Source organism: Lentzea atacamensis (assembly GCF_003269295.1).
GTDB classification, from domain to species: Bacteria; Actinomycetota; Actinomycetes; order Mycobacteriales; family Pseudonocardiaceae; genus Lentzea; species Lentzea atacamensis.
Genome location: NZ_QLTT01000003.1, coordinates 401,492 through 421,620, shown reverse-complemented (window position 1 = coordinate 421,620; position 20,129 = coordinate 401,492). Strand labels below are relative to the sequence as shown.

The 20,129-nt window shown below is 69.2% G+C and carries 14 protein-coding genes; 3 read left to right on the top strand and 11 right to left on the bottom strand.

What is annotated here, in order from left to right; genetic code table 11:
• Positions 1–238 precede the first annotated feature (238 nt).
• Together C8D87_RS16485 and C8D87_RS16480 are read left to right on the top strand one after the other, a co-directional pair.
• A complete protein-coding gene (locus C8D87_RS16485; RefSeq protein WP_112227314.1) occupies positions 239–892 on the top strand; it encodes a response regulator in 654 nt (217 codons plus the stop codon).
• Positions 889–1,998, top strand: coding sequence for a sensor histidine kinase (locus C8D87_RS16480; RefSeq protein ID WP_112227313.1), 1,110 nt, complete (start codon positions 889–891; stop codon positions 1,996–1,998). The genes C8D87_RS16485 and C8D87_RS16480 overlap by 4 nt, the downstream gene beginning before the upstream one ends.
• A 90-nt stretch (positions 1,999–2,088) precedes the next feature.
• Here the strand turns inward: C8D87_RS16480 and C8D87_RS16475 are convergent, their stop codons facing one another.
• Both C8D87_RS16475 and C8D87_RS16470 read right to left on the bottom strand, forming a co-directional pair.
• Positions 2,089–3,690 (bottom strand): PHP domain-containing protein, encoded by a 1,602-nt coding sequence (locus C8D87_RS16475; RefSeq protein ID WP_112227312.1) that lies wholly within the window; start codon positions 3,688–3,690, stop codon positions 2,089–2,091.
• Entirely contained in the window at positions 3,690–5,006 is a 1,317-nt protein-coding gene (locus tag C8D87_RS16470) for a jacalin-like lectin (protein ID WP_215732333.1), read from the bottom strand. Before C8D87_RS16470 ends, C8D87_RS16475 begins: the two co-directional genes overlap by 1 nt.
• 284 nt (positions 5,007–5,290) lie before the next feature.
• Here C8D87_RS16470 and C8D87_RS48570 point away from each other — a divergent pair, with 284 nt between their 5' ends.
• Positions 5,291–5,416, top strand: coding sequence for a hypothetical protein (locus C8D87_RS48570; RefSeq protein WP_267899865.1), 126 nt, complete (start codon positions 5,291–5,293; stop codon positions 5,414–5,416).
• Between the two features lie 132 nt (positions 5,417–5,548).
• On the opposite strand, the gene C8D87_RS16465 is transcribed toward C8D87_RS48570, so the two are convergent.
• The 9 genes from C8D87_RS16465 to C8D87_RS16425 all read right to left on the bottom strand — a co-directional run bounded on the left by C8D87_RS16465 (position 5,549) and on the right by C8D87_RS16425 (position 19,982).
• Positions 5,549–7,528 (bottom strand): cellulase family glycosylhydrolase, encoded by a 1,980-nt coding sequence (locus tag C8D87_RS16465; RefSeq protein WP_233442129.1) that lies wholly within the window; start codon positions 7,526–7,528, stop codon positions 5,549–5,551.
• Positions 7,529–7,673: 145 nt separating this feature from the next.
• Positions 7,674–9,155 carry a glycoside hydrolase family 43 protein gene (locus C8D87_RS16460; RefSeq protein WP_215732332.1) on the bottom strand — a complete coding sequence of 494 codons (1,482 nt, stop codon included), beginning with the start codon at positions 9,153–9,155 and terminating at the stop codon, positions 7,674–7,676.
• Positions 9,152–11,218: an alpha-galactosidase gene (locus tag C8D87_RS16455; RefSeq protein ID WP_215732331.1), complete on the bottom strand. Its 2,067-nt coding sequence runs from the start codon at positions 11,216–11,218 to the stop codon at positions 9,152–9,154. Before C8D87_RS16455 ends, C8D87_RS16460 begins: the two co-directional genes overlap by 4 nt.
• Positions 11,215–13,197 (bottom strand): beta-galactosidase, encoded by a 1,983-nt coding sequence (locus tag C8D87_RS16450; protein WP_112227310.1) that lies wholly within the window; start codon positions 13,195–13,197, stop codon positions 11,215–11,217. Before C8D87_RS16450 ends, C8D87_RS16455 begins: the two co-directional genes overlap by 4 nt.
• Positions 13,194–15,230 (bottom strand): glycoside hydrolase family 31 protein, encoded by a 2,037-nt coding sequence (locus C8D87_RS16445; protein WP_112227309.1) that lies wholly within the window; start codon positions 15,228–15,230, stop codon positions 13,194–13,196. The genes C8D87_RS16450 and C8D87_RS16445 overlap by 4 nt, the downstream gene beginning before the upstream one ends.
• Before the next feature lie 111 nt (positions 15,231–15,341).
• Entirely contained in the window at positions 15,342–16,379 is a 1,038-nt protein-coding gene (locus C8D87_RS16440) for a LacI family DNA-binding transcriptional regulator (RefSeq protein WP_112227308.1), read from the bottom strand.
• Between the two features lie 5 nt (positions 16,380–16,384).
• Positions 16,385–17,359 carry a carbohydrate ABC transporter permease gene (locus C8D87_RS16435; RefSeq protein ID WP_112227307.1) on the bottom strand — a complete coding sequence of 325 codons (975 nt, stop codon included), beginning with the start codon at positions 17,357–17,359 and terminating at the stop codon, positions 16,385–16,387.
• Entirely contained in the window at positions 17,356–18,303 is a 948-nt protein-coding gene (locus tag C8D87_RS16430) for an ABC transporter permease (protein WP_233442128.1), read from the bottom strand. The genes C8D87_RS16435 and C8D87_RS16430 overlap by 4 nt, the downstream gene beginning before the upstream one ends.
• On the bottom strand, positions 18,300–19,982 hold the full coding sequence (locus tag C8D87_RS16425; RefSeq protein ID WP_112227305.1) for an ABC transporter substrate-binding protein: 1,683 nt from the start codon (positions 19,980–19,982) through the stop codon (positions 18,300–18,302). The genes C8D87_RS16430 and C8D87_RS16425 overlap by 4 nt, the downstream gene beginning before the upstream one ends.
• Positions 19,983–20,129: the final 147 nt, after the last annotated feature.

Here is a 20,129-nt window from a genome sequence, read left to right as displayed (position 1 = left end):
CGTCGAAGCTCGTCGAAAATGAAGTCGATGCCGTTCGACAGTTGTCGTCGAACGGCAGCGAAGCCGGTTGCTTGCTCTCCGACATGTAGTTGAAGGTTTAACTACCGTAGGCTGACCCCCGCCGCCCGGATGGTGAGAACCGGCCAGTCGGCGGACGCTGCCTGCCAGGTTCCGGATGGCAGTCCCGCAGCGGTGTTGGCCAGACTGAGCGCGTGCGGCATCCACTGAGGAGCGTGACATGATCCGGGTTGTCGTCGTGGACGACGAGGAGCTGGTGCGGACCGGTTTCCGTCTCATCCTCCAGGCGGCAGGGGACATCGAGGTCGTGGCGACGCCGACCGGTGCGCAGGCCGTGCGCGAGGTGAGCCTGCACCAGCCCGATGTCGTGCTGCTCGACATCCGGATGCCGGACGTGGACGGGCTCACCGTCCTCCGCCAGTTGCAGGGCCTGAAATCCCCGCCCGTCGTCGCCATGCTCACCACGTTCGACTCCGACGAGTACATCGCCACGGCCCTGCGATCGGGCGCGGCCGGGTTCATCCTCAAGGACACCGGCCCCGAACAGCTCGCCCAGATGGTCCGCACCGTCGCCAGCGGCGGCGTGGTGCTCTCCCCCAAGGTCACCCGCACGGTCGTCGACGGCTACCTCGGCTCCGGCGCTGGCTCCGAAGCCTCCCAACAGGTCGGCTCGCTGACCGAACGCGAACGCGCGGTGCTCGTGCTGATCGCAGAGGGACTGTCCAACACCGACATCGGATCCCGCATCCACGTCAGCGTCGGCACGGTGAAGGACCACGTCAGCGCCATCCTCACCAAACTCCGCGTCGGCAGCAGGGTCCAGGCGGCGCTGGTCGCCCAGCGCGCGGGACTGCTCGAGGACGGGCGGGCATGACTCCGAAGGTTCCGCCCAGGCTCATCGACTCCCTGGTGATCCTGATCGCCGCGGCCGAGGCACTGCTGAACGTGATCCCCGAACCGTCGCCGGTCGCGACCGCCACGGTGGTGCTCGCCGTGCTCGCGATCCTGGTGCGCGACCGCTGGCCGGTCCCCGCCCTGGTGGCCACCCTGCCCGCGGTAGTGTTCCCCGGCGCGATCGTGGCGACGCTCGTCGCCCTCTACACGGTGTCCTCCCGGTATCGCAGCTGGTGGCTGCTCACGGCCTGCTGGCTGGTCGCGGCGGGGATCGCCGCTTTCCCGCTGGTCGAGGTCGCGCCGCAGTTCTGGGACACCGACGCGATGCTCGGCCTCATCTACTTCACGATGCCGGCGGCTGCCCCGATCCTGCTCGGCCAGTTCCTGCGCAGCCAGCGCGAACTGGCGCTGAAGCTCGACGAGGTCGAACAAGCACGAGAACACGAACGGCGCCTCGACGCCGAGGCCATCCTGGCCAGAGAACGCAACCAGCTCGCCCGCGAGATGCACGACGTCGTCTCCCACCAGGTGAGCCTGATCGCCGTACAAGCAGGAGCGCTCAAGGTCAGCACCACGGACCCCACCGCCAGACAAGCAGCCGAGAACGTCCGCCAGCTGTCGGTCAACACCCTCGACGAACTGCGCCACATGGTGAACCTCCTGCGCGCCTCCGGCACACCGGCCACGGAGCTCACCCCACAGCCCACACTCACCGACCTGGCACGGCTCATCGACAACAGCGCGATCGACGCACGACTGGTCAGCGACGCCCCGGACGGCCTCGAGCCGCCTGTGCAGCGCGCCATCTACCGCACCATCCAGGAGGCGTTGACCAATGTGCGCAAGCACGCACCCGGCGCCAGCGCCACCATCGACATCAGCCACGACGACACCGACCTGACCGTCACCGTGACCAACACCCCGCCCACCAGGCCGCATCTCGCGCTGCCCAGCGCACGGCACGGGCTCGTCGGGCTGCAGGAGCGAGCAACGCTGCTCAAGGGGAAGCTCCACACGGGACCGACACCGGACGGCGGGTACCAGCTGCGGCTGCGGCTCCCGCTCATCGGGCACGCGCGTGGCTGACCGCCGCAGGACCGGAAACCCCTGATCCCGCCCGCGGCACAGACGGGTACCGCGCCACACCACTCCCCCGGCGCGGTACCCGTCGCCTGCTCAGCGCTGGACCGCGGCGAAGACCGGATTCGAGTAGCACCACAGGTCTTCCCACGGGTCCGACTTGCCTGCGACGTCGATCGCCGGACCGGCCGGATCCACGTCCGCGCCGTGGTAACCGGGTGCGACGCGCTTGCCGTCGGTGCCCCTGACCCGCACGTAGAACGGTCCGTCGACGGTGATCCGGTGGACCAGCTCGACGGTGCCGGAACGTTCCCGGACGTCCCACGACCTCGCGACCTTCGTCTGCGGGGCGCGCAGCAATGACGGGTCGGTGGCGGGGCCGGTGACCGCGCCGACGATAAGGTCGACGCGCGCCAGCTTCGGCACGAAACCCGCGAAGTTCGGGCGGTCTGCCAGGTCGATCCGGACCACCACCTCGACCACGTCGCCTCGGCAGGCGCGCAGCGTGCCGCCCATCGACACCCCCGGCCCGCGCGACCCGCGCGGGCGCAGCCGCACGTCGAGACCCGCCACGAGATCGCCGAAGCAGACCCACATCCGGCCGGCCCGCATCGCCCGCATCACCTCGCGGTGTCCGCGGCCGGTGACGCCGACCCAGGTCTTGTTGTAGGCGCCGGGCGGGAACGAGCTGTACTCGACGATCGGGCGGCCCGCGTTGACCGGGTCCGGGAAGCGGCCGGTGCTGGTGAACGTCCGCCCGGCGCTGTCGTACGGGATGTCGTCGTAGCCCTGCTGGTCGAGGCGGTCCACCGGGTTCTTCATCCAGTCCCCGCAGCCCTGGTGGCCGTCCGAGGTGGTGGTGATCCACCACGGTTTGCCCTCGGCGAGCAGGCTGTCCCAGAAGCCGCCCACCGTGGCGGTCGTCCAGTCGAAGCCACCCCACGTGCGGTAGCTCTCGGCCGGGTAACCGGGGAAGGAGAACTTGCCCGGCGCCGAGTCGTACAACCCGCGGCCGCGCGCCATACCCGGTGCGGGCAGGCCGGCCGCCTGATGGCCGGGCGCGCCCTCCATGCCGATCACGATGCCGGGCGCGGTGTCACGCCAGGTACGGGTCTCCATCGGTGAGTTGATGCCCAGCCGGGACGGGTGGTTGGGCAGCACGAGCGCGTCGGCGATCCTGCCGGTCGCCACCGCGTCCCGCAGGAACTTCAACGCCTGCACCGCGATCGCCTCGTTGGCGGGGGTGCCGTCGCGGGTGCCGTTCACCCGCGCGTCGAACCGGGTGACGAACTCCTGCAGCAGGCTGCCCTCGTTCCGGCCTGGTGCGAGCATCAGCGTGGTGTGCTCACCGGCCGGGATGTTCCACTCCAGCCCGGTGAACACCAGCATGTCCTCGTACTTCTGCCGCGCCGCCACGATGTCGGCCACCAACGGCGCGACGCTGTACTTCGCGAACGGGACGTTGCCGTGGTCGGTGATCGTCAACCAGCTCAGGCCGTGCCGCGCCGCGCGCTCGACCTGCGTCGCCACCGGGTACATGGCGTCGTTGCTGTACTGGCTGTGGATGTGGTGGTCACCGGCGAGCCACGTGTAGCCGTCGCGCTCGGCGTGCGCCCGGGCGGGGCTGCTGCCGAGCGCCGCACCGGCCACGAGCCCGGTGCCGATCAGGAACCCGCGCCGATCGGTCTGCCCCGCCATCACGCGACCCTGGTGAAGACGACGCCGAGCGAGTCGACCTCGTTGCCGGAGCGCCCGTGGAAACCGGCGATCTGGAAACCGGCGGGCGCGGTGTACGTGACCGCGTTCGGCGTCTCAGTGCCACCGGACAGCGTCCGGCCGGTGTTCGTCGTGAAGCGGGCGAAGAAGATCCTGGTGTGCCCGTTGTACTGTCCGGAGTGGAGGGTCACCGACGTCAGGTGCTCACCCGGTGACAACGTCAGCTGTTGCGCCGTTCCCCCGCCACCGCCGTGGCTGTACGCAGTGCCGTCAGCGAGCGTGATCCCGACCTGGTCGACGCGTGAGCCCGCGCGGAGGCTGACGGCGGTGACCCGCTGCGCCAGCGGAACCGTGGCGACATCGGTGAACGGGCTGCCGTGCGGTCCGCCCCACGCGTCGCTGAGCGACAGGGCGGGGTTCAGCGTCCATCGGAAGTCCGCCGCGATCGGGTAGTGGTCGGACAGCATCTTGTTGTCGGCCGTGCGGAAGGCAGCGTTCTCGTTGCCGTACCGGGTCAGATCCAGCGTGATGTACCTGTTCCCGCGGAAGAGGATCTTGTCGACGACCTCGCAGGCGTCGCTGACGTTCTGATCGTTGCAGCCTACTGTCGGGCTGCCGGCGGCCGGCGGCACACCGCCCCGTTCCTCCTGCACCCAGGCGTCGGTCAGCCCGTTGGCGGAGACCAGCTCCCGGATGTTGTCGCCGGTGCGGGTGTAGCGGGTGTTGGTGTCGCCGGCGACCACCACCGCGTTGCCCGCCGAGTTGGCGGTGATGAACCGGGACAGCTCGCTGATGTTGGCCCGCCTGGCGGCCAGGTCGGCCTCGTTGTCACCCGCGTTCGAGTGCACGTTGTAGAAGTCGATCAGCACGCCCTCGGCGATCCGGATCCGCGACCACGTGAACCCCTTGGGGGTCAAGCAGTCCGTGCCGTTGCACTTGTCCCACTTGTCGCGGGTGAGGTCGGAGTACGGGTGGTTGGCCAGCGTGTTGAGCCCGTCGCCGAACGGGACACCGCCGCTGGTGGGTGTGCGGAACGGGTGCGTGTTGTTGGCGTAGAGCGACGCGTGGTAGTTGAAGTCCTCCTGCACGTGCACGATGTCGTACGGCCTGATCCGCTGGCCGATGATCGGCGTGTTCGCCTGCGGATTGCCGCTGGACAGCCCTTCCGGCAGTCCGGCCACGTTGAGGCTCAGCACGGAGAACGTCCCGCTGGACGGCGGTGCGGCCGAGGCCGGGACTGCGGCCGCGGTCAGCCCGCATGTGGCCCACAAAGCAGCAACAGCGACAAATCTGGTCAACCGGACCACCTGCACGGCTCCTGACTCGAGTTCGAGCACGACGCCGCGACGTTAGAACAACACGAGAAGCTTTCATATATCATGGACATGACAACACCGTGTACACAAAGCAACGAAGATCGGCGAGACGGCGCCACCGCCGATCGGTGAACTTCTTCCGATGCCTGCCAAAAGGATTCCGAGACTTCACGAACAACCGCCGACGACAGCGGTACGGCTGTTCCGGCCATCGGGTGACGGGCACGATCTGCGTTCTGTCCCTGGATGACCAGAGGATGGGTGCGATGTCCGCCGACCCGGCGCAGGCCACCGCCGGCACGACCAACCGCAGCACGTCCGCGACGATCGCGCCCATCATCCTGCGGTACCTCACCGCGGTCGCCGAGGAGCTCGGGGCCGAGGCGACATGACGGTGTGCCACATCCCGCACTGAAGAGGGGCGAACGATGGCCGACGCGGCCACAGAGGGAACCACAGCGGCCAAACGCCGAACCGCCGAAGACCGTCACGGCCTTCGGCGGTTCTGGTCCGCAATGGACTGATCAGGCGGTCGTACCGGTGACCGCGCTACCCGACTTGCTGATGTAGTAGTTGACCTTGGCGCCGCTCCAGTAGTGGAACGTGAGCGTCACCCGCTGGCCGTCCTTCACGTTGGTGAAGAACTCCGCCTTCAGGGCGGTCAGGCGGTCGGTGTAGTTGGGCGCGAACGCCTTGTCGAACTCCTTGAAGGCGGTCCAGTCGTGCGGCCCGGCGAAGGTGCCGTCGTCGTACTTGGCCTCCAACATGGCGAGCTGGTCGCCGCGGAAGTTCGTCGGGATCTCGAACTTGTCCGTCGTGCCCGTGACGTTGGACAGCACCGGCGTGTCGTAGGTGATGACGTAGAACCGCCACGGCACGCCCTGTGAGAAGCGGGCCGTCAGCACCGCGTTGACGCCGTACGTCCGCGAGCCGCTCAGCCTGGTCAGCGCCGCGGCGGTCAGGGTGAGCTGGTCACCGTCGATCGTGTAGTCGCGGCCGCGAGTCAGGGCGATGTTTCCGTTGTACAGCCCCGAGAACGACGTGCCGTTGAGGTTGAGCTTGATCGTCTTCGCGCTGATCGGGCTCTGCTTCGCGTTGAACACCTGGTCGGTGTAGGCCGTGCCGGAGCGGGTGGTCCAGCTCGACTTGATGTGCGCGTAGAGCTCGGGGTCCTTCCACTGGAACATGGTGCGGTCGAAGTGCTGGCCGTTGTCCCACAGCATGGTGGTGATCTTCTTGGCACGGGCGTAGTGGCCGACGTACTCGAAGAACTTCAGCTTCTCGCCCTGCTCGACGGTGCCGGTGTGCCGGTCGAACCCGAGCAGCCCGTACTCACCGAGGATCACCGGGATTCCCCGCGCGATGAAGCTGTTGTGCACGCGGTCGAACGAGTCGGTGTCGAACTGCTGGGCGGTGGCGTCATAACGCATGCCGCCCGCGACGTTCACGCTGAAGGGCCAGTAGCCGTAGGAGTGCACGGTCGCGATCAGGTTGGGGTCGTTCAACCCGCGGATCTGCTCCACGAGCGGGTCGATGTACTGCTGTTCGGACGACGTGTGCAGGGTCGGCAGGACCAGCAGGCGGGTGGCGTTGTTGCCGCCCGACCGGCGCACGATGTCGTGGAACGAGGCGTTCAGCTCGGCGTTGAGCGCGATCTCCTGCGGCTTGCCCGTGCTCCCCGCGAACTGCGGCTCGTTCCAGCTCTCGAACGTCAGCTTGGGCCCGAACTCGGTGAAGGCACCCGCCAGCTGCGTCCACATCTTGTTGAACCTGTTGAGCACGCTGTCGTGCTCGGTCGGCATCTTCGACATCCACAGCCACGAGTCGTGATGGATGTTGAGCATGATGTACAGATCGCGTGCCAACGCCCAGCGCACGACCTCCTTGACGCGCGCGAGGTACTCCGCCTCGATCGTGCCGTCCGGAGCCAGGTGTGCACTCCACGTGACCGGGATGCGGACGCTCTTGAAGCCCTGCGCCTTCACGTTGTCCAGCAACGCCTCCGTGACGCGCGGGTTGCCCCACGACGTCTCGTCCGGACCGGTGGCGTCGAGCGTGTTGCCGAGGTTCCACCCCGGCTGCATCGCCGCGGTGTGCTCCATCGCGGTGCGGCTCGGACCGCCGTGGACGCACGTGACACCGTTGAGCGAGAACGCCAGCGGCGCCGTGTTGGCGTGGTCCCAGGTGCCCATGAAGCCGAACTTCACCGTGGCCTGCGAGGCGATCTTGGCGTTGTGACCGGTGTTCGTGGCGGTGACCACTCCGTCGGTCTCGGTGACCTTCGCGTTCCAGGCGTTCCCGGCCTGCTGGCCGGACGGCCACTCCCAGCTCAGCTTCCACCCGTCGACAGCGGCGCCGAGGTTGGTCACGGCCACGTCCGCCTTGAACCCGCCCTCCCACTGCCCGCTCACGGTGTAGGTGACCTTGCAACCGGCCTCCGCGGCGACGGCCTGGTTCGCCGTCGCCACCGTCAGGCTCGCGGCGACGGTCGTGACCGCGGCCACGACCGCACCGATCCGGCGGCGTGTTGTTCTACCGATTGATGTGTACATGAAGGGCCCCACAATCTCAGACGACGATGGCAGAGATGAAAAACCGCGGCCGCCGGCATGACCGCGCACAACGTGTGAGGAGAACCGGGTCGGCGAATCAGTCGCCGAGCGGTTCGTAGTCGAACCAGTCGAAGTGGACGGTGCCGGTCGCGGCGTAGACGCCGATGACGCGACCGGTGAAGCCGCCGGCGACCTCCGTGGAGAGGTACCGGCCGTCGAGCGTCGCGAGCACGGTGAACGTGCCGCCGGGTTCCTCGACGCCGAGGGAGATGGTGTCCGGGCCGGAACGCGCGTCCCGCAGCTCCTTCGCCTCGTCCACCTGGACACCGAGAACCAGCGGCCCTTCCGGCGCGGGCCGGGACGCCACCACCGTCCGCAGCGGACCGATCCGGGCGAGCACCCGCACCTCTCCGGACGCCACCTCGATCTCGTAGTGGTGTTCCTCGTCGAACCGGACCGCCAGGCCACCGCTTCCCGACGACGGATCGACCAGGGTCCTGGCGCGGCACGACAGGTGCTGCTGACGCCGGCCGACGAACACGACGTCCGGATCGTCCAGACCGGACCCGCGGGCGTGCAGGGTCAGCCACCCCGCCCGATCCTTGGTCGTGCAGTGCTCCTCGGAACGGTTGCGCGTGGACACCCACTGCGGCCGCAGCTCGCTCTGGTCGAAGTCGTCCCGCACCGGCTCGGCGGGCACGGGCTGCAGCGGCCACGGGGGTGTGACCGTCAGCGGGCCGGCCACCGGCCAGCCGTCGACCCAGGTCACCGGCGCCAGGAAGGTCTCACGGCCGAGCACGTGCCAGCCGGGTGTGCCGCCGCCCGGCCGCACGCCGAGCAGCACCATCCACCACGACCCGTCCGGGCCCTGCACCAGGTCGGCGTGGCCGGTGTTCTGGACGGGCTCGTAGGTGCTGCGGTGGGTCAGGATCGGGTTGGCCGGGCAGGGTTCGAACGGGCCGTCCGGCGCCGGGCCGCGGGCGACCGAGACGGCGTGGCCCCGTTCGGTGCCGCCTTCCGCGATCAGCAGGTACCAGTGCTCGCCGATCCGGTACAGGTGCGGCGCCTCCGGGGCCTTCGCCCGCTCCGTGCCCGACCAGAGCCGTTGCGACGCACCGAGGACCTCACCGGTGGCCAGGTCGATGCGGTACTGGTGCACCCCCGCCATCGTGCACCAGCAGTTGCCCTCGTCGTCCCAGGCGAGGTCCGGGTCGATGCCGTGGACGTCGGGCAACATGATCGGGTCGGACCACGGCCCCGCCGGGTCGGTGGCGGTGGCGGTGAAGACCATGTTGCCGCCGCCGTGGCTCACGCTCGTGACGATCAGATGGAACCGGCCGTCGTGGTGACGCAGCGTCGGCGCGTAGATTCCCGCCGACGACGGTGTTTCCGCGGTCAGCAGCAGCTGGCTCGTCCGGTCCAGCGCGTTGCCGATCTGTGTCCAGTTCACCAGGTCGCGGCTGTGGAACACCGGGATGCCGGGGAAGTACTCGAAACTGGAGCACACCAGGTAGTAGTCCTCCCCCACCCGGCACACGCTCGGGTCGGGATGCATTCCGGGGATCACCGGGGTCGTCACCGGTCAACTCCTCTGGTCGTGAGCCGGTACAGCACGGCGGAGGGCGCCGCGGGCAGCGTCACCGCGAGTTCGGCGGTGCCGGGCCGCCACTGCGCGACCGCCGCACTTGCAGCCGGGTAGAGCCGTTCCACCCCTACGTCCACACCGGACAGAACCGGCAACGGCAGGGTGGTGGTGTCCTCACCACCGGGGCGGCGCCAGACGGTCAGGTAGGTCGTGGACGAAGTGCTCATGGCGAGGGCCAGCCACGGGTCGTCCCACGCGGGCAGCCCGAGTGGCCAGGCCGGTACCGCCCACGGCAGATCACCGCGGATCGCCTTGTAGACGGTCAGCGCCTCGCGGACGAGCGCACTGGCCTCCGGCGCCAGCTCGGCGATCTTCCCGGACAGGTGGATCCGGCCGAGCAGGGCGCTCGCCATGGTGAAGGCGACCTCGTCGAGCGAGTCCTCCGGCTGCGGATACGCCCACACCGCTGCCTGTTCCGGCGTCATCGTCGTCGGCGCGGAGGCCGCGATCGGTGCGTAGCGGTCGAAGTTCTGCTGGTCGCTGGTGGACTGCAGCTGCAACCGCGACAGCAACGCGTGGTCGATGCGCATCCCGCCGGAAGCGCAGTTCTCCAGCACCAGGTGCGGATGGCGGTCCAGGACGCCGTCGAGCCAGTCGAGATGCGCGCGGTTGTGCCCGAGCAGGCCGTCGGCAGGGCTCTCCCCGGGACCCGCGCTGGTGCCGGAGCCGGGGTTGATGTTGTGGTCGAGCTTCAGGTAACCGACGCCCCACTCTCCGACCAGGCGATCCACCACCGCGTCCAGGTGAGCACGAGCGGCCGGGTGGCGCAGGTCCAGGTGGTGCCGTCCGCAGTCGGAGACCCGCACGCCGTCACGGCGGAAGAACGCCTCGTCCGGCAGGCTCAGCGCGAGAGGGCTGTCGACACCGATGACCTCGGGCTCCAGCCACAGACCGGGAACCATGCCGCGTTCCCGGATCCGCGTCAGCACCTCTTCGATGCCGCCGGGGAAACGGCTGCGCGACGGCTGCCACGCACCGACGGTGCCCCACCAGTTCTCGGCCTCCTCGGCGTACCAGCCGGCGTCGATGACGAAGTACTCGGCACCAGCGCCGGCGGCCGCGTCGATCAACGGCAGCAGCTTGGCCGTCGTGGGATCACCCATCAGGCAGTTCATGTAGTCGTTGAAGATGATCGGCAGGGCCTCGTGGTCGGCATGCGGCCTGCGGGTCGCGCGGCGGTAGCGGGTCAGCGCGGTGAACGCCCCGTCCGGCCCGCCGTCCGCGCTGAACGCCACCGCGACGGGCACGGTGCGGAACTCGTCACCCGGTGCCAGGACTCGGTTCCAGCCGTGGTCGAGGTCTTCCGGTCCGGACAGCGCCACGTAGGCCGTGCCGTCGAGCTCGCCGCACTCCCAGCGCCAGCCACCGCCGTTGTGCTCGATCTGCCAGACCCACGCCTGACCCGTCTCGCGGTCCGCGAGACCGCCCATCGGCAGGTGGCCGCAACTGGACCACACACCTCGTCCCGCGACGGTGAACGCACCCTTGTGCCGGGCGTCGCAGTGCCGTCCGTCCCGATCCGGTGAGGTGAGGCGCATCGGCTCAGCACGCCAGCGGCACTCCGCGATCCAGTCGTTCTCCGCCCACAGCACGTCGGCGTGGTCCGGCCGTCCCGGCGTGAGACCGCTCACCACGAGGGAGGTGACCGACTCCAGCCGCAGCGGGGCACTTCCCTCGTTGCGCACGGCGACCTCGGCGCGCACCACGGGAACGCCCTCCGGCGAACGGTAGCTCACCTCCACGGCGAGGCCGCTCTCCTCGTCGTGCAGCTCGATGACGAGGACCTGCCAGTCCTTTTCGGACAGTGTCTGGTGCGCCCGGTACCGCAGGCGCGCGCCGATCGCCGTGTCGACGAGACGGTTGCTCGACCAGGTACGGCCGTGGTTCGCGGCCGTCACCTCGGCCAACGGCATCACCGTGCCGCGACGGCTCACCCTGCCGTCGACGAGGTCGAACTCCCAGTTCAGTTTCTCGTGGCCCCAGCGAATCGTCGTCACCGCGGCGCTTCTTCCCGCAGCACGGCGCACCCACCGGGCGCCAGTTCCCGCGCCGGTTCGCCGGTCAGCACGTCGTGGTGACTTCCAGGCAGGGAAACGGGTTCGGTGCCGTGGTTGAGCACGATGTGCCAGCAGCGACCGTCCTCTGCCTGGCGCGTGACGGCTTCGGCACCGGGCGGCAGACCGGGCAGCACGGGGCCGGCGCCCGCGGAGTCCAGCAGCCGGGCGACCAGCGCCGCGTAGTCCGCGTCGTCGAGGCGGGTGGACAGGTACCAGGCCTCTCCCCCGCCGAAGCCGTACCGGGTGAGCGCCGGGGAGCCGGCGAGCGTGCCGTGCGTGTAGGCGACGACCGTCTCGGCGCCCACCGCCCGCACCGACTCGCTCCAGACCGTGCCGTGCGAGCCGTCGGAGAGAGTGATCCGCTCATTTCGCCGCAGTGGCCGGAACTCCTCGACCCGGATGCCCAGCGCCTCCCGCAGCGGTGCGGCCGGGTAGCCGCCGAGCCTGGCGTGCATGTTCTGGTCGACCACCCCGCCGAAGTACTGGAAGAGCAGGGTGCCGCCGCGGGCGACGTAGCCGCGCAGGTTCTCCGCGGCGGCGTCGGAGAGCAGGAACAGCGCCGGGGCCACCACGAACCGGTACCGGCCGAGGTCGTCTTCCGGGTGCGCGAAGTCGGTGACCACTCCGGCGTCCCACAACGCCCGGTGGGCGTCGCGCAGTGCCGAGTGGTAGTCCAGTTCGGACGATGGCAGGCCGTCCGAGTTCAGCGCCCACCACGCGTCCGAGTCGTGCAGCACGGCCACCTCGGCCGTGACGGTCGATCCCGCCAGCTCGGCGAGGCGGCCGATGGCCGCACCGGTCTCCGTCACCTCACCGAAGACACGGCTGTCCGGACCGGCGTGCGGGACCATCGCCGAGTGCCACTGCTCGGCGCCCGCCTTGGACTGCCGCCACTGGAAGAACAGCGCGCCTTCTGAGCCGCGCGCGATGTGGCCGAGCGAGTGCCGCATGATCTCGCCGGGTTCCTTGGCCAGCGTCCGGCCCTGGTCGTAGACGGTGCTGGTGCCCTGCTCCATCAGCAGCCACGGCCTGCCGCCCGCGTACGACCGGGCGCGGTCGGCGGCGAAGGCGACGTCCGCGGCCGCGGCCAGGCCCGGCCGGTCCGGGTAGTGGTCGATCGCGACCAGGTCGACCTCGCGGCCCAGCGCCCACAGGTCGATGTTCTGGTAGCCGGGCTGCATCATGTTGGTCGTCACGGGCCGGTCGCTGTGCGCGCGGATCACGTCCCGCTGCTCGGAGTAGGCGGCGATCACCTCGTCGGAGAAGAACCGGCTGAAGTCCAGCGTGAGACCGGGGTTGCGGTGCCACTGCGTGGCCCGCGGCGGCAGGATCTGCTCCCAGCTGCCGTATCGCTGGCTCCAGAACGTCGTCCCCCACGCCTCGTTGAGCGCGTCCAGCGAGCCGTGCCGGGCACGCAGCCAGACCCGGAACGCGGCGGCGGTGTGCTCGCACCAGCACAAGGTGACGTACTCGTTGTGCACGTGCCACAGCGCCAGCGCCGGGTGGTCGCCATAACGTTGCGCGAGGGCCGAGGCGATCCGCCGCGCCGCCTCGCGGTAGGCCGGGGCGCTGATGCAATACGTGTCGCGGCTGCCGTGCACGAGCCTCGTGCCCTCGGGCGTGACGGGCATGGCGTCCGGGTGTGCCAGCGTGAACCACGGCGGCGGCGAGGCGGTCGGAGTGGCGAGGTCGATGTGCACACCGTTGGCGTGCAAGCGATCCAGATGCGCGTCGAGCCACGCGAAGTCGTACCGGCCCTCCTCCGGCTCCAGCAGCGCCCAGGAGAACACGCCGACGGTGGCCAGGTTGACCCCGGCCAGGCGCATCAGCTCGTCGTCCTCCTTCCACACCTGCTCGTCCCACTGCTCGGGGTTGTAGTCACCGCCGAAAGCCAGCCCACCCAGCCGGTCTGTGATCACGGTTCCTCCCGCACGGGCAGGCTCGCGCCGTCACGCAGGAACAGCGGGATTCGGTCGATCGGGGCCGCGACGGTGACGGTCTGCCCGCCTTCGTGCTCCTCACCCGTCCAGGCGTCGGCCCACCGGGCACCGGCCGGCAGGTAGACCTCTCGCTCGCGGGCACCCGCCGCGGTGATCGGAGCGACGAGCAGGTCAGGGCCGAGCAGGAACGCGTCCTCGACCTCCCACGCCGCGGGGTCGCCGGGGAACTCCAGGAACGCCGGCCGCATCGGCGGAACACCGGTCTCGGAGGTCGTGCGCATCTGCTCCATCACGTAGGGGCGCAGGCGTTCCCGCAGCCGCAGGTGCGCGGAGAGGATCTCGTAGGCCTCCTCGCCGTAGGACCAGACCTCGTTGGCCAGGCCGGTCATCGCCGGCTCCAGCACCTGCTCGTCGCCGCGGAAACCGTGCAGGCGGAACAAGGGGCAGAAGGTGCCGTACTGGAACCAGCGCACGAGGACCTCGCGGTAGGCCGGGTCCTCGGGGTCGCCGCCGTGGAAGCCGCCGATGTCCGTCGTCCACCAGGGGATGCCCGACATCATCACGTTGAGGCCGGCCTTGATCTGGGTGCGCAACGAGGCGAAGTCCGTGGCGATGTCACCGGACCAGAGCGCGGCTCCGTACCGTTGCGCGCCCGCCCACGACGAGCGGTTGAGCGAGATGATCTCGGTCTCCCCCGCCGCACGCAGGCCGTCGTGGATCATGCGGGCGTTCTCGCGCGGGTACATGTTGCCGACCTCCAGGCCGGGCCCCGCGTGGTAGCGCAGGCCGGTCTGGTTGCCAGGCTTGAGCTCCGGCTCACCGGCGTCCAGCCAGAACACCTTGATGCCGAGGTCGTGGTAGCCGCGCCGGATCCGGTCCCACACGTACTCGCGGGCCTCGGGGTTGGTGGCGTCGTAGAACGCGACCTGGGCGGAGTAGGCGCCGAGCCCCTTGTCCGGCCAGTCCGCGTGCGCCACCGGCCCGTAGCCGCTGCCGATGAAGAAACCCTGGTCCAGCATCGGGTGGTAGTTCTCGCTGACGGGGCTCACCGACGGCCACACCGACACCATGAGCTTGACGCCCATCTCGTCGAGCTCACGCACCATCGCCGCCGGGTCCGGCCACTCGGCCGGGTCGAACTTCCATTCGCCGAGGTGCGTCCAGTGGAAGAAGTCGCAGACGATCACGGACAACGGCAGCCCGCGCCGCTTGTACTCGCGCGCGACCTCGAGCAGCTCCTCCTGGGTGCGGTAGCGCAGCTTGCACTGCCAGAAACCCGCTGCCCACTCGGGAAGTTCCGGCGCGTGCCCTGTCGCGTCCGCGTAACCGCGCAGCACGTCGGCCGGCTCGCCCGCGCTGATCCAGTAGTCGATCTGACGGGCGCTGTCGGCGACCCAGCGCGTGCCGGTCTCGGCCAGCTCGACCCGGCCGATGGCCGGCGAGTTCCACAGCAGGCCGTAGCCGCGGTCGGAGATCAGCAGCGGGATGGCGACCTCGGCGTTGCGCTGGACGAGGTCGATGACCGCGCCCTTCTGGTTCAGCATGCCGTGCGTGTGCTGCCCCAGTCCGTAGAGCCGTTCCCCTTGGTAGGCCCGGAAACGCTGCTCGAGCCGGTGGTGGCCGTTGCCCGTGGCGGTCGCGAGGCGCGGCCCCGGCCACCAGAAGTGGGCGGGCTGCTCGGCGAGCAGCTCGGTGCCGTCCTCGGTGCGCAGGAACGTCAGGCTGCCGGCGGACGCCCCGAGCTCCGGGGTGAGCTGGCCTTCGGTGCCAGCGTCGATGCGGACGGTCAGCTTGCCGTTGACCAGCGTCGCGTGGTGCTCGGCGATCTTGATCTCGATCTCGCCGCCTGCGGGTGGCGCGTCGAGCAGCGCGCCGGGCAGGTCTTCGAGCAACGGCCCGCCGGGATTCGCTCTGACCCGGACGGCGTCCGGGCCCCACGGCTCGACGCGCAGGGTCTCGCCCTTGGCACGCCATTCGAGCGCGGTGCCGAGGTCTCGGAAGTAGGTGGGCATGCGGCCGCTCCTCGCGGTTGTCAGCGGTCGGGATGGCAAAGCTCGGGACGTCCGGGTGCGGACGCCGGAGCGGAAGGACATTGGGGCGAGCGATGCCGAAGAAGCTCTGGGTCAGGGCTGGGAGCCGGGGCGCGGCGCGGGCCCGGTGCTGTCGCGGACGGTCAGCGCAGGGGTCAGCAGGACCGTCTCGTCCACCGGTCGCTGCCGGTTTCCGGCCGCCGTGACACGCCGCATGATCTGCTCGACGGCGACGCGGCCGAGCTCCTCCGCCGAGCCCGTCACCGAGGTGAGCCGGGGCGCGAACTGCTCGGCGAGCTGCGCCTGGCAGAGCGCGATCACCGACGCGTCCTCCGGCACGGTCCGCCCGCTGGAACGCAGCAGCGTGAGCAGCGGGCCGATCGCGCCCTCGTTCTGCACGACGAACCCGGTGGTGTCCGGACGGTCGGCGAGGATGCGGGCGAACGTCCCCGCCGTGCTCTCGTAAGTGCCGTCGCACGGTCTGTGCACGAACCTCAGACCGCGCTGCGCCGCCCGTTCGCCGAAACCGGTGAGCGTGCGTTCGGCGTAGCCCGCGTGCCGGGTGTAGACACCGGTGCCGTAGCCGATGAACGCGACCTCGCGGTGGCCGAGATCGGCCAGGTGGTCCGCGCAGAGCGCGCCGGCCGCCGCGAAGTCGTGGTCCACGCAGGACAGTCCGGCCGGGTCGTCCGGCAGGCCGATGAGCGCGGCCTGGGTGCCGTTCGACTGCAGCACCGGAATGCGCTCGTCGTCGAGCTCGACGTCCATGAGGATCACGCCGTCGGCCAGGCCGCTGGCACCGATCCGGCGCACCCCGTCCGGACCCTCGTCGTTGGTGATCAGCAGGACGTCGTAGCCGTGCTGCCGGGCGGCCATCGTGACCGCGATGGCGATCTCCATCATCACCGGCACGTACACGTCGGTGCGCAACGGCACCATCAGGGCGATGATGTGCGATCGCCGCGCGGCCAGGGCTCGCGCGCCGGCGTTGGGGTGGTAGCCGAGCTCCTGCACGGAGCTCTGCACCCGGCGCCGCGTCTCCTCGGAGATCGCGCGCTTGCCGCTCAGCACGTAACTGACCGTGCTGGACGACACGCCCGCGTGCCTGGCCACATCGGCAATGGTCACCATGAAGTTCAGCCCTTGATAGCGCCGGTCAGGACGCCCGTGCGGAAGTGCTTCTGCACGAACGGATAAACGATGAGCAGTGGAACCAGCGTCAGCACCACCACGGCCATCTGCAGCGACAGCGGCGCTGTCTGCGAGAAGGCCGTGCCGAAGCCGGAGTTGATCGAGCCCGGCATGCCGTTGCCCCGGTTGACGTAGGTCAGCAGCACGTACTGCAGCGGCCACTTCTCACTGTCGGTCGGCATGTACAACATGACGTTGAAGAACGCGTTCCAGTACCCCACGCCGTAGAAGAGCGCGATCACGGCGGTGACCGCGCGCGAGGTCGGCATGACGATGGACCACAGGATCCGCCAGTCCCCCGCGCCGTCGATCCGCGCGGCCTCGATGAGGTCGGTGGAGGTGCTCGAGTAGAAGGCGCGCAGGACCAGGATGTTGAAGACGGAGATCGCGCTCGGCAGGATCAGCGACCACCACGCGCCGTAGCCGCCCAGCCCTGTGACGACCAGGAAGGTCGGGATCAGGCCGCCGTTGACGAACATGGTGACGATCAACAGGGTCAGCAGGAAGCGGTGCGCGAACGAGCGCGAACGGGACAGCCCGTAGGCGCACATGATCGAGACCGCCATCGACACGAGGGTGCCGACCGCGGTGATGCCGAGGCTCACCAGCAGCGCGTTGCGCACGGTCACGTCTTCGAGCATCACCTTGTAGGCCTCGAAGGTGATGCCGTCCGGCCAGATCACGAGGCCGCCCGCGCGGGTGACAGCGGCCTGGGTCGACAGGCTGGTCACGACGACGATCCACAGCGGCACCACCATGATCAGCAGCACCACGCCCAGGGTCAGCCCCTTGGCGGCCTGGCCGACGGGTGTCGGAGGTTCCTCCCACGGCGCGCGATCGTTCGGCTTCCTGCGGCGGGTCGCCGGTTTCGGCGCGTCCGCGTTCGCGCTCGTGCGTTCGATCGTGAGTGTGTTGGTCATTTCCTGTACAACCCGTCCTCGCCGAAGGCGTGCGCCAGCTTGTTCGCACCCCAGATGAGCAGCAGGGAGATGACGCTCTTGAACAGACCTGCCGCCGCGCCGTAGCTGTAGTCGCCGGTGGCGATGCCGTAGTAGAACGAGAAGGTGTCCAGCACGTCCGCCGCGTCGTGACCGACGGCGTTGCGCTGGATCAGGAACTGCTCGAAGCCGACGGACAGCGCGTTGCCCAGGCGCAGCACCAGCAGCAGCACGATCACGCCGCGCAGACCCGGCAGCGTGATGTGCCACAGCCGCCGCCACGGTCCGGCGCCGTCCGCCGCGGCCGCCTCGTAGAGGTCGGTGTTGATCGCGGCGAGCGCGGCCAGGAAGACGATGATCCCCCACCCTGCCTCCTTCCAGATCACCTGTGCGGTGACCAGGAGGGCGAAGGTGTCCGGGTTCGTCATGATGTCCCAGGTGCCGATGTCGTTGTTGCGCAGGAAGTGGTTGAGCGCTCCCGCACCGCCGAGCATCTGCTGGAAGATCGTGATGGCCAGCACCCACGAGAAGAAGTGCGGCAGGTAGACGACGGACTGGATGAAGTTGCGGATCCGTTGGCTGAGCACCGAGTTGAGCAGCAGCGCCAGCGCGATCGGGATCGGGAAGAACAGGATCAGCTGGACGAAGCTGAGGTAGAGCGTGTTCCGCACCGCTCCCCAGAACAGCGGGTCGCCGAAGAGCCGCTCGAACTGGTCGAAGCCCGCCAGCGGGCTGTTCCAGACCCCGACCAGCGGGTCGTACTCCTGGAAGGCGGTGATCAGCCCGAACAGCGGCGCGTAGTTGAAGACCAGCAGCAGGACGACGGCGGGCAGCGTCATCAGGATCAGCGACCGGTCACGCCGCAGCCTGATGCGCCAGTTCAGCCTCGCCGGTCGTCCCGCTTGGTGCGTTGGTGCGGTGGTCACTGCCCGGTGCCGTGCTTCTCGAGGACGTTCTCGGTCGTCCACTGGATCAGCTTGTCCCCGCCACCGCTGGTCTTCCATGCCGCGACGGCGTCCCTCACGTCGGACACCTTCTTCTTGCCGTGGATGCAGTCCTTCATGGTGTCCTCGACGGACTGCGCGGCGTCGGCCGTGGCCTGTGCCTGCGGCATGCTGATGTTCATGTTCCAGAACACCGGCTTGGCGAGCGCCTTGACGTTGGCCGCCTGCCAGTCGGTGTAGTCCCTGGTGACCTGCGGGTTGCCGGGGCTGCTGACCGCGGAGGCCGGTGTGGCGAGGAACGGGTAGGTCTGCGCCTGGACCTCCTTCTTGCCCGCGTCCGTGTGCGTCGGCTCGCCGTTGACCATGGTGAAGTGCTGGCCCTCGACACCGTAGTTGATCATCGTGTACTCGGCGGATCCGAACGGCGCGGCGAGGTAGTTCGCGACGGACAGCAGCTCTTCGATCTGCTCCGGCTTCAGGTTGACGTTGAGGTAGCTCATGAGGCTGGAGCCGGCGCCCATGTCGATCCGCGGCGCGCTCTTGCCGTCGGCGGCGAAGATGTTGAACGCCCCGCGCCGGTAGTTCGGGTTGGCGGCCGCGCCGGACTGGGCGTCGGAGAGGTTCCACGCTCCCGTACCGCCACTGGAGATCAACGTCTTTCCGCCGTAGAAGCGGGTGTTGCCGTTGGCGTTGTCGCCGGCAAGCGCGTCGGGGTGCACGTACCCGGCGGTCGCGAGCCGGTGGTTCCAGTCGAGCGCCGCGTAGAACTCCTCGGTCTCGTACAGGTGGACCAGCTTTCCGTTGTCCACCTTCCACTTCAGCGGCGCACCGAAGGCGGTGTAGATGTAGCGGTAGACGTCGTCGAAGGCCCACACGCCGTTCTTGGCGTCGGTCAGCTCCTTGCCGAGGCTCATCAGGTCGTCAGCGGACTTCACCTGGTCGGGGCTGATACCCTTGGCCTCGAAGATGTCCCGCCGGTAGTAGATGATGCCCGCGACCTGGAACCCGGAGGAGAAGGACGGGATGCCGTACAGCTTGTCGCCCCAGACGCCGGTCCGCCACGCCGCGGTGGGGATGGCCGCGAGGTTGGGGTACTTCTTGACGTTGTCGCCGGACAGGTAGGGCGTCAGGTCCGCGAGCTGCGTCCCGGCCAGCCCGCCGGTGTTGAACTGCGAGTTCCACCAGGTCGGCAGCTGGATCCAGTCCGGGAGCCGCTTGGCGGCCGTCATCGTCGGGATGATCGTGTTGTAGTTGTTGCCGTCGGCCGGCTTCATCTGGAGCTCGACGCCGAGCGCGGAGTTCATCGCCTGGTAGAACGAGTTGTCGGCCGGCGGAATGGTGCCCCACAGCGGCGTGACGGTGGAGTACTTGCCGCCCTTGCCCGGCACACCCGACACCGTGGCGATCCGGTTCGCGGGGTACTTGAGGAAGCCGGGGTTGGTCAGGGCGTCGGGGCCACCGGCCACCGAGGGGATGTCCGGCTGGATCGACGTGTTCGGGACGTAGGCCGGCAGTGCGGCCTTGAGGCCCGCCTCGGAGTTCACGCCGGCCCGCTGCGCACCTCCCCCGCCGCAGGCGGACAGCAGCGGTCCCATCGCGACAAGTCCTGCGGCCGAGACGGCGGCGTTCAGGAAGCTTCTGCGGTTCAACTCGTTGCCCATGGCGGAACCGATCCTTCATCGTCGAAGTGTCGAAGCGCTTAAACAGATGTCGGGCACAGTAGTGACGCAACTCGCATGAAACAAGACCGTTGACAGCAGAAACCTAAGCGTGCCACCGTCGAAACGCTTCGCCGCTAGCTCCGACCT

What these genes read in the sequence shown, in the direction of transcription:
- C8D87_RS16435 (WP_112227307.1), bottom strand. Translation starts at nt 17,359, where the DNA reads ATGACCAACACACTCACGATCGAACGCACGAGCGCGAACGCGGACGCG.
- C8D87_RS16425 (WP_112227305.1), bottom strand. Translation starts at nt 19,982, where the DNA reads ATGGGCAACGAGTTGAACCGCAGAAGCTTCCTGAACGCCGCCGTCTCG.
- C8D87_RS16475 (WP_112227312.1), bottom strand. Translation starts at nt 3,690, where the DNA reads ATGGCGGGGCAGACCGATCGGCGCGGGTTCCTGATCGGCACCGGGCTC.
- C8D87_RS16440 (WP_112227308.1), bottom strand. Translation starts at nt 16,379, where the DNA reads ATGGTGACCATTGCCGATGTGGCCAGGCACGCGGGCGTGTCGTCCAGC.
- C8D87_RS16480 (WP_112227313.1), top strand. Translation starts at nt 889, where the DNA reads ATGACTCCGAAGGTTCCGCCCAGGCTCATCGACTCCCTGGTGATCCTG.
- C8D87_RS16485 (WP_112227314.1), top strand. Translation starts at nt 239, where the DNA reads ATGATCCGGGTTGTCGTCGTGGACGACGAGGAGCTGGTGCGGACCGGT.
- C8D87_RS48570 (WP_267899865.1), top strand. Translation starts at nt 5,291, where the DNA reads ATGTCCGCCGACCCGGCGCAGGCCACCGCCGGCACGACCAACCGCAGC.
- C8D87_RS16445 (WP_112227309.1), bottom strand. Translation starts at nt 15,230, where the DNA reads ATGCCCACCTACTTCCGAGACCTCGGCACCGCGCTCGAATGGCGTGCC.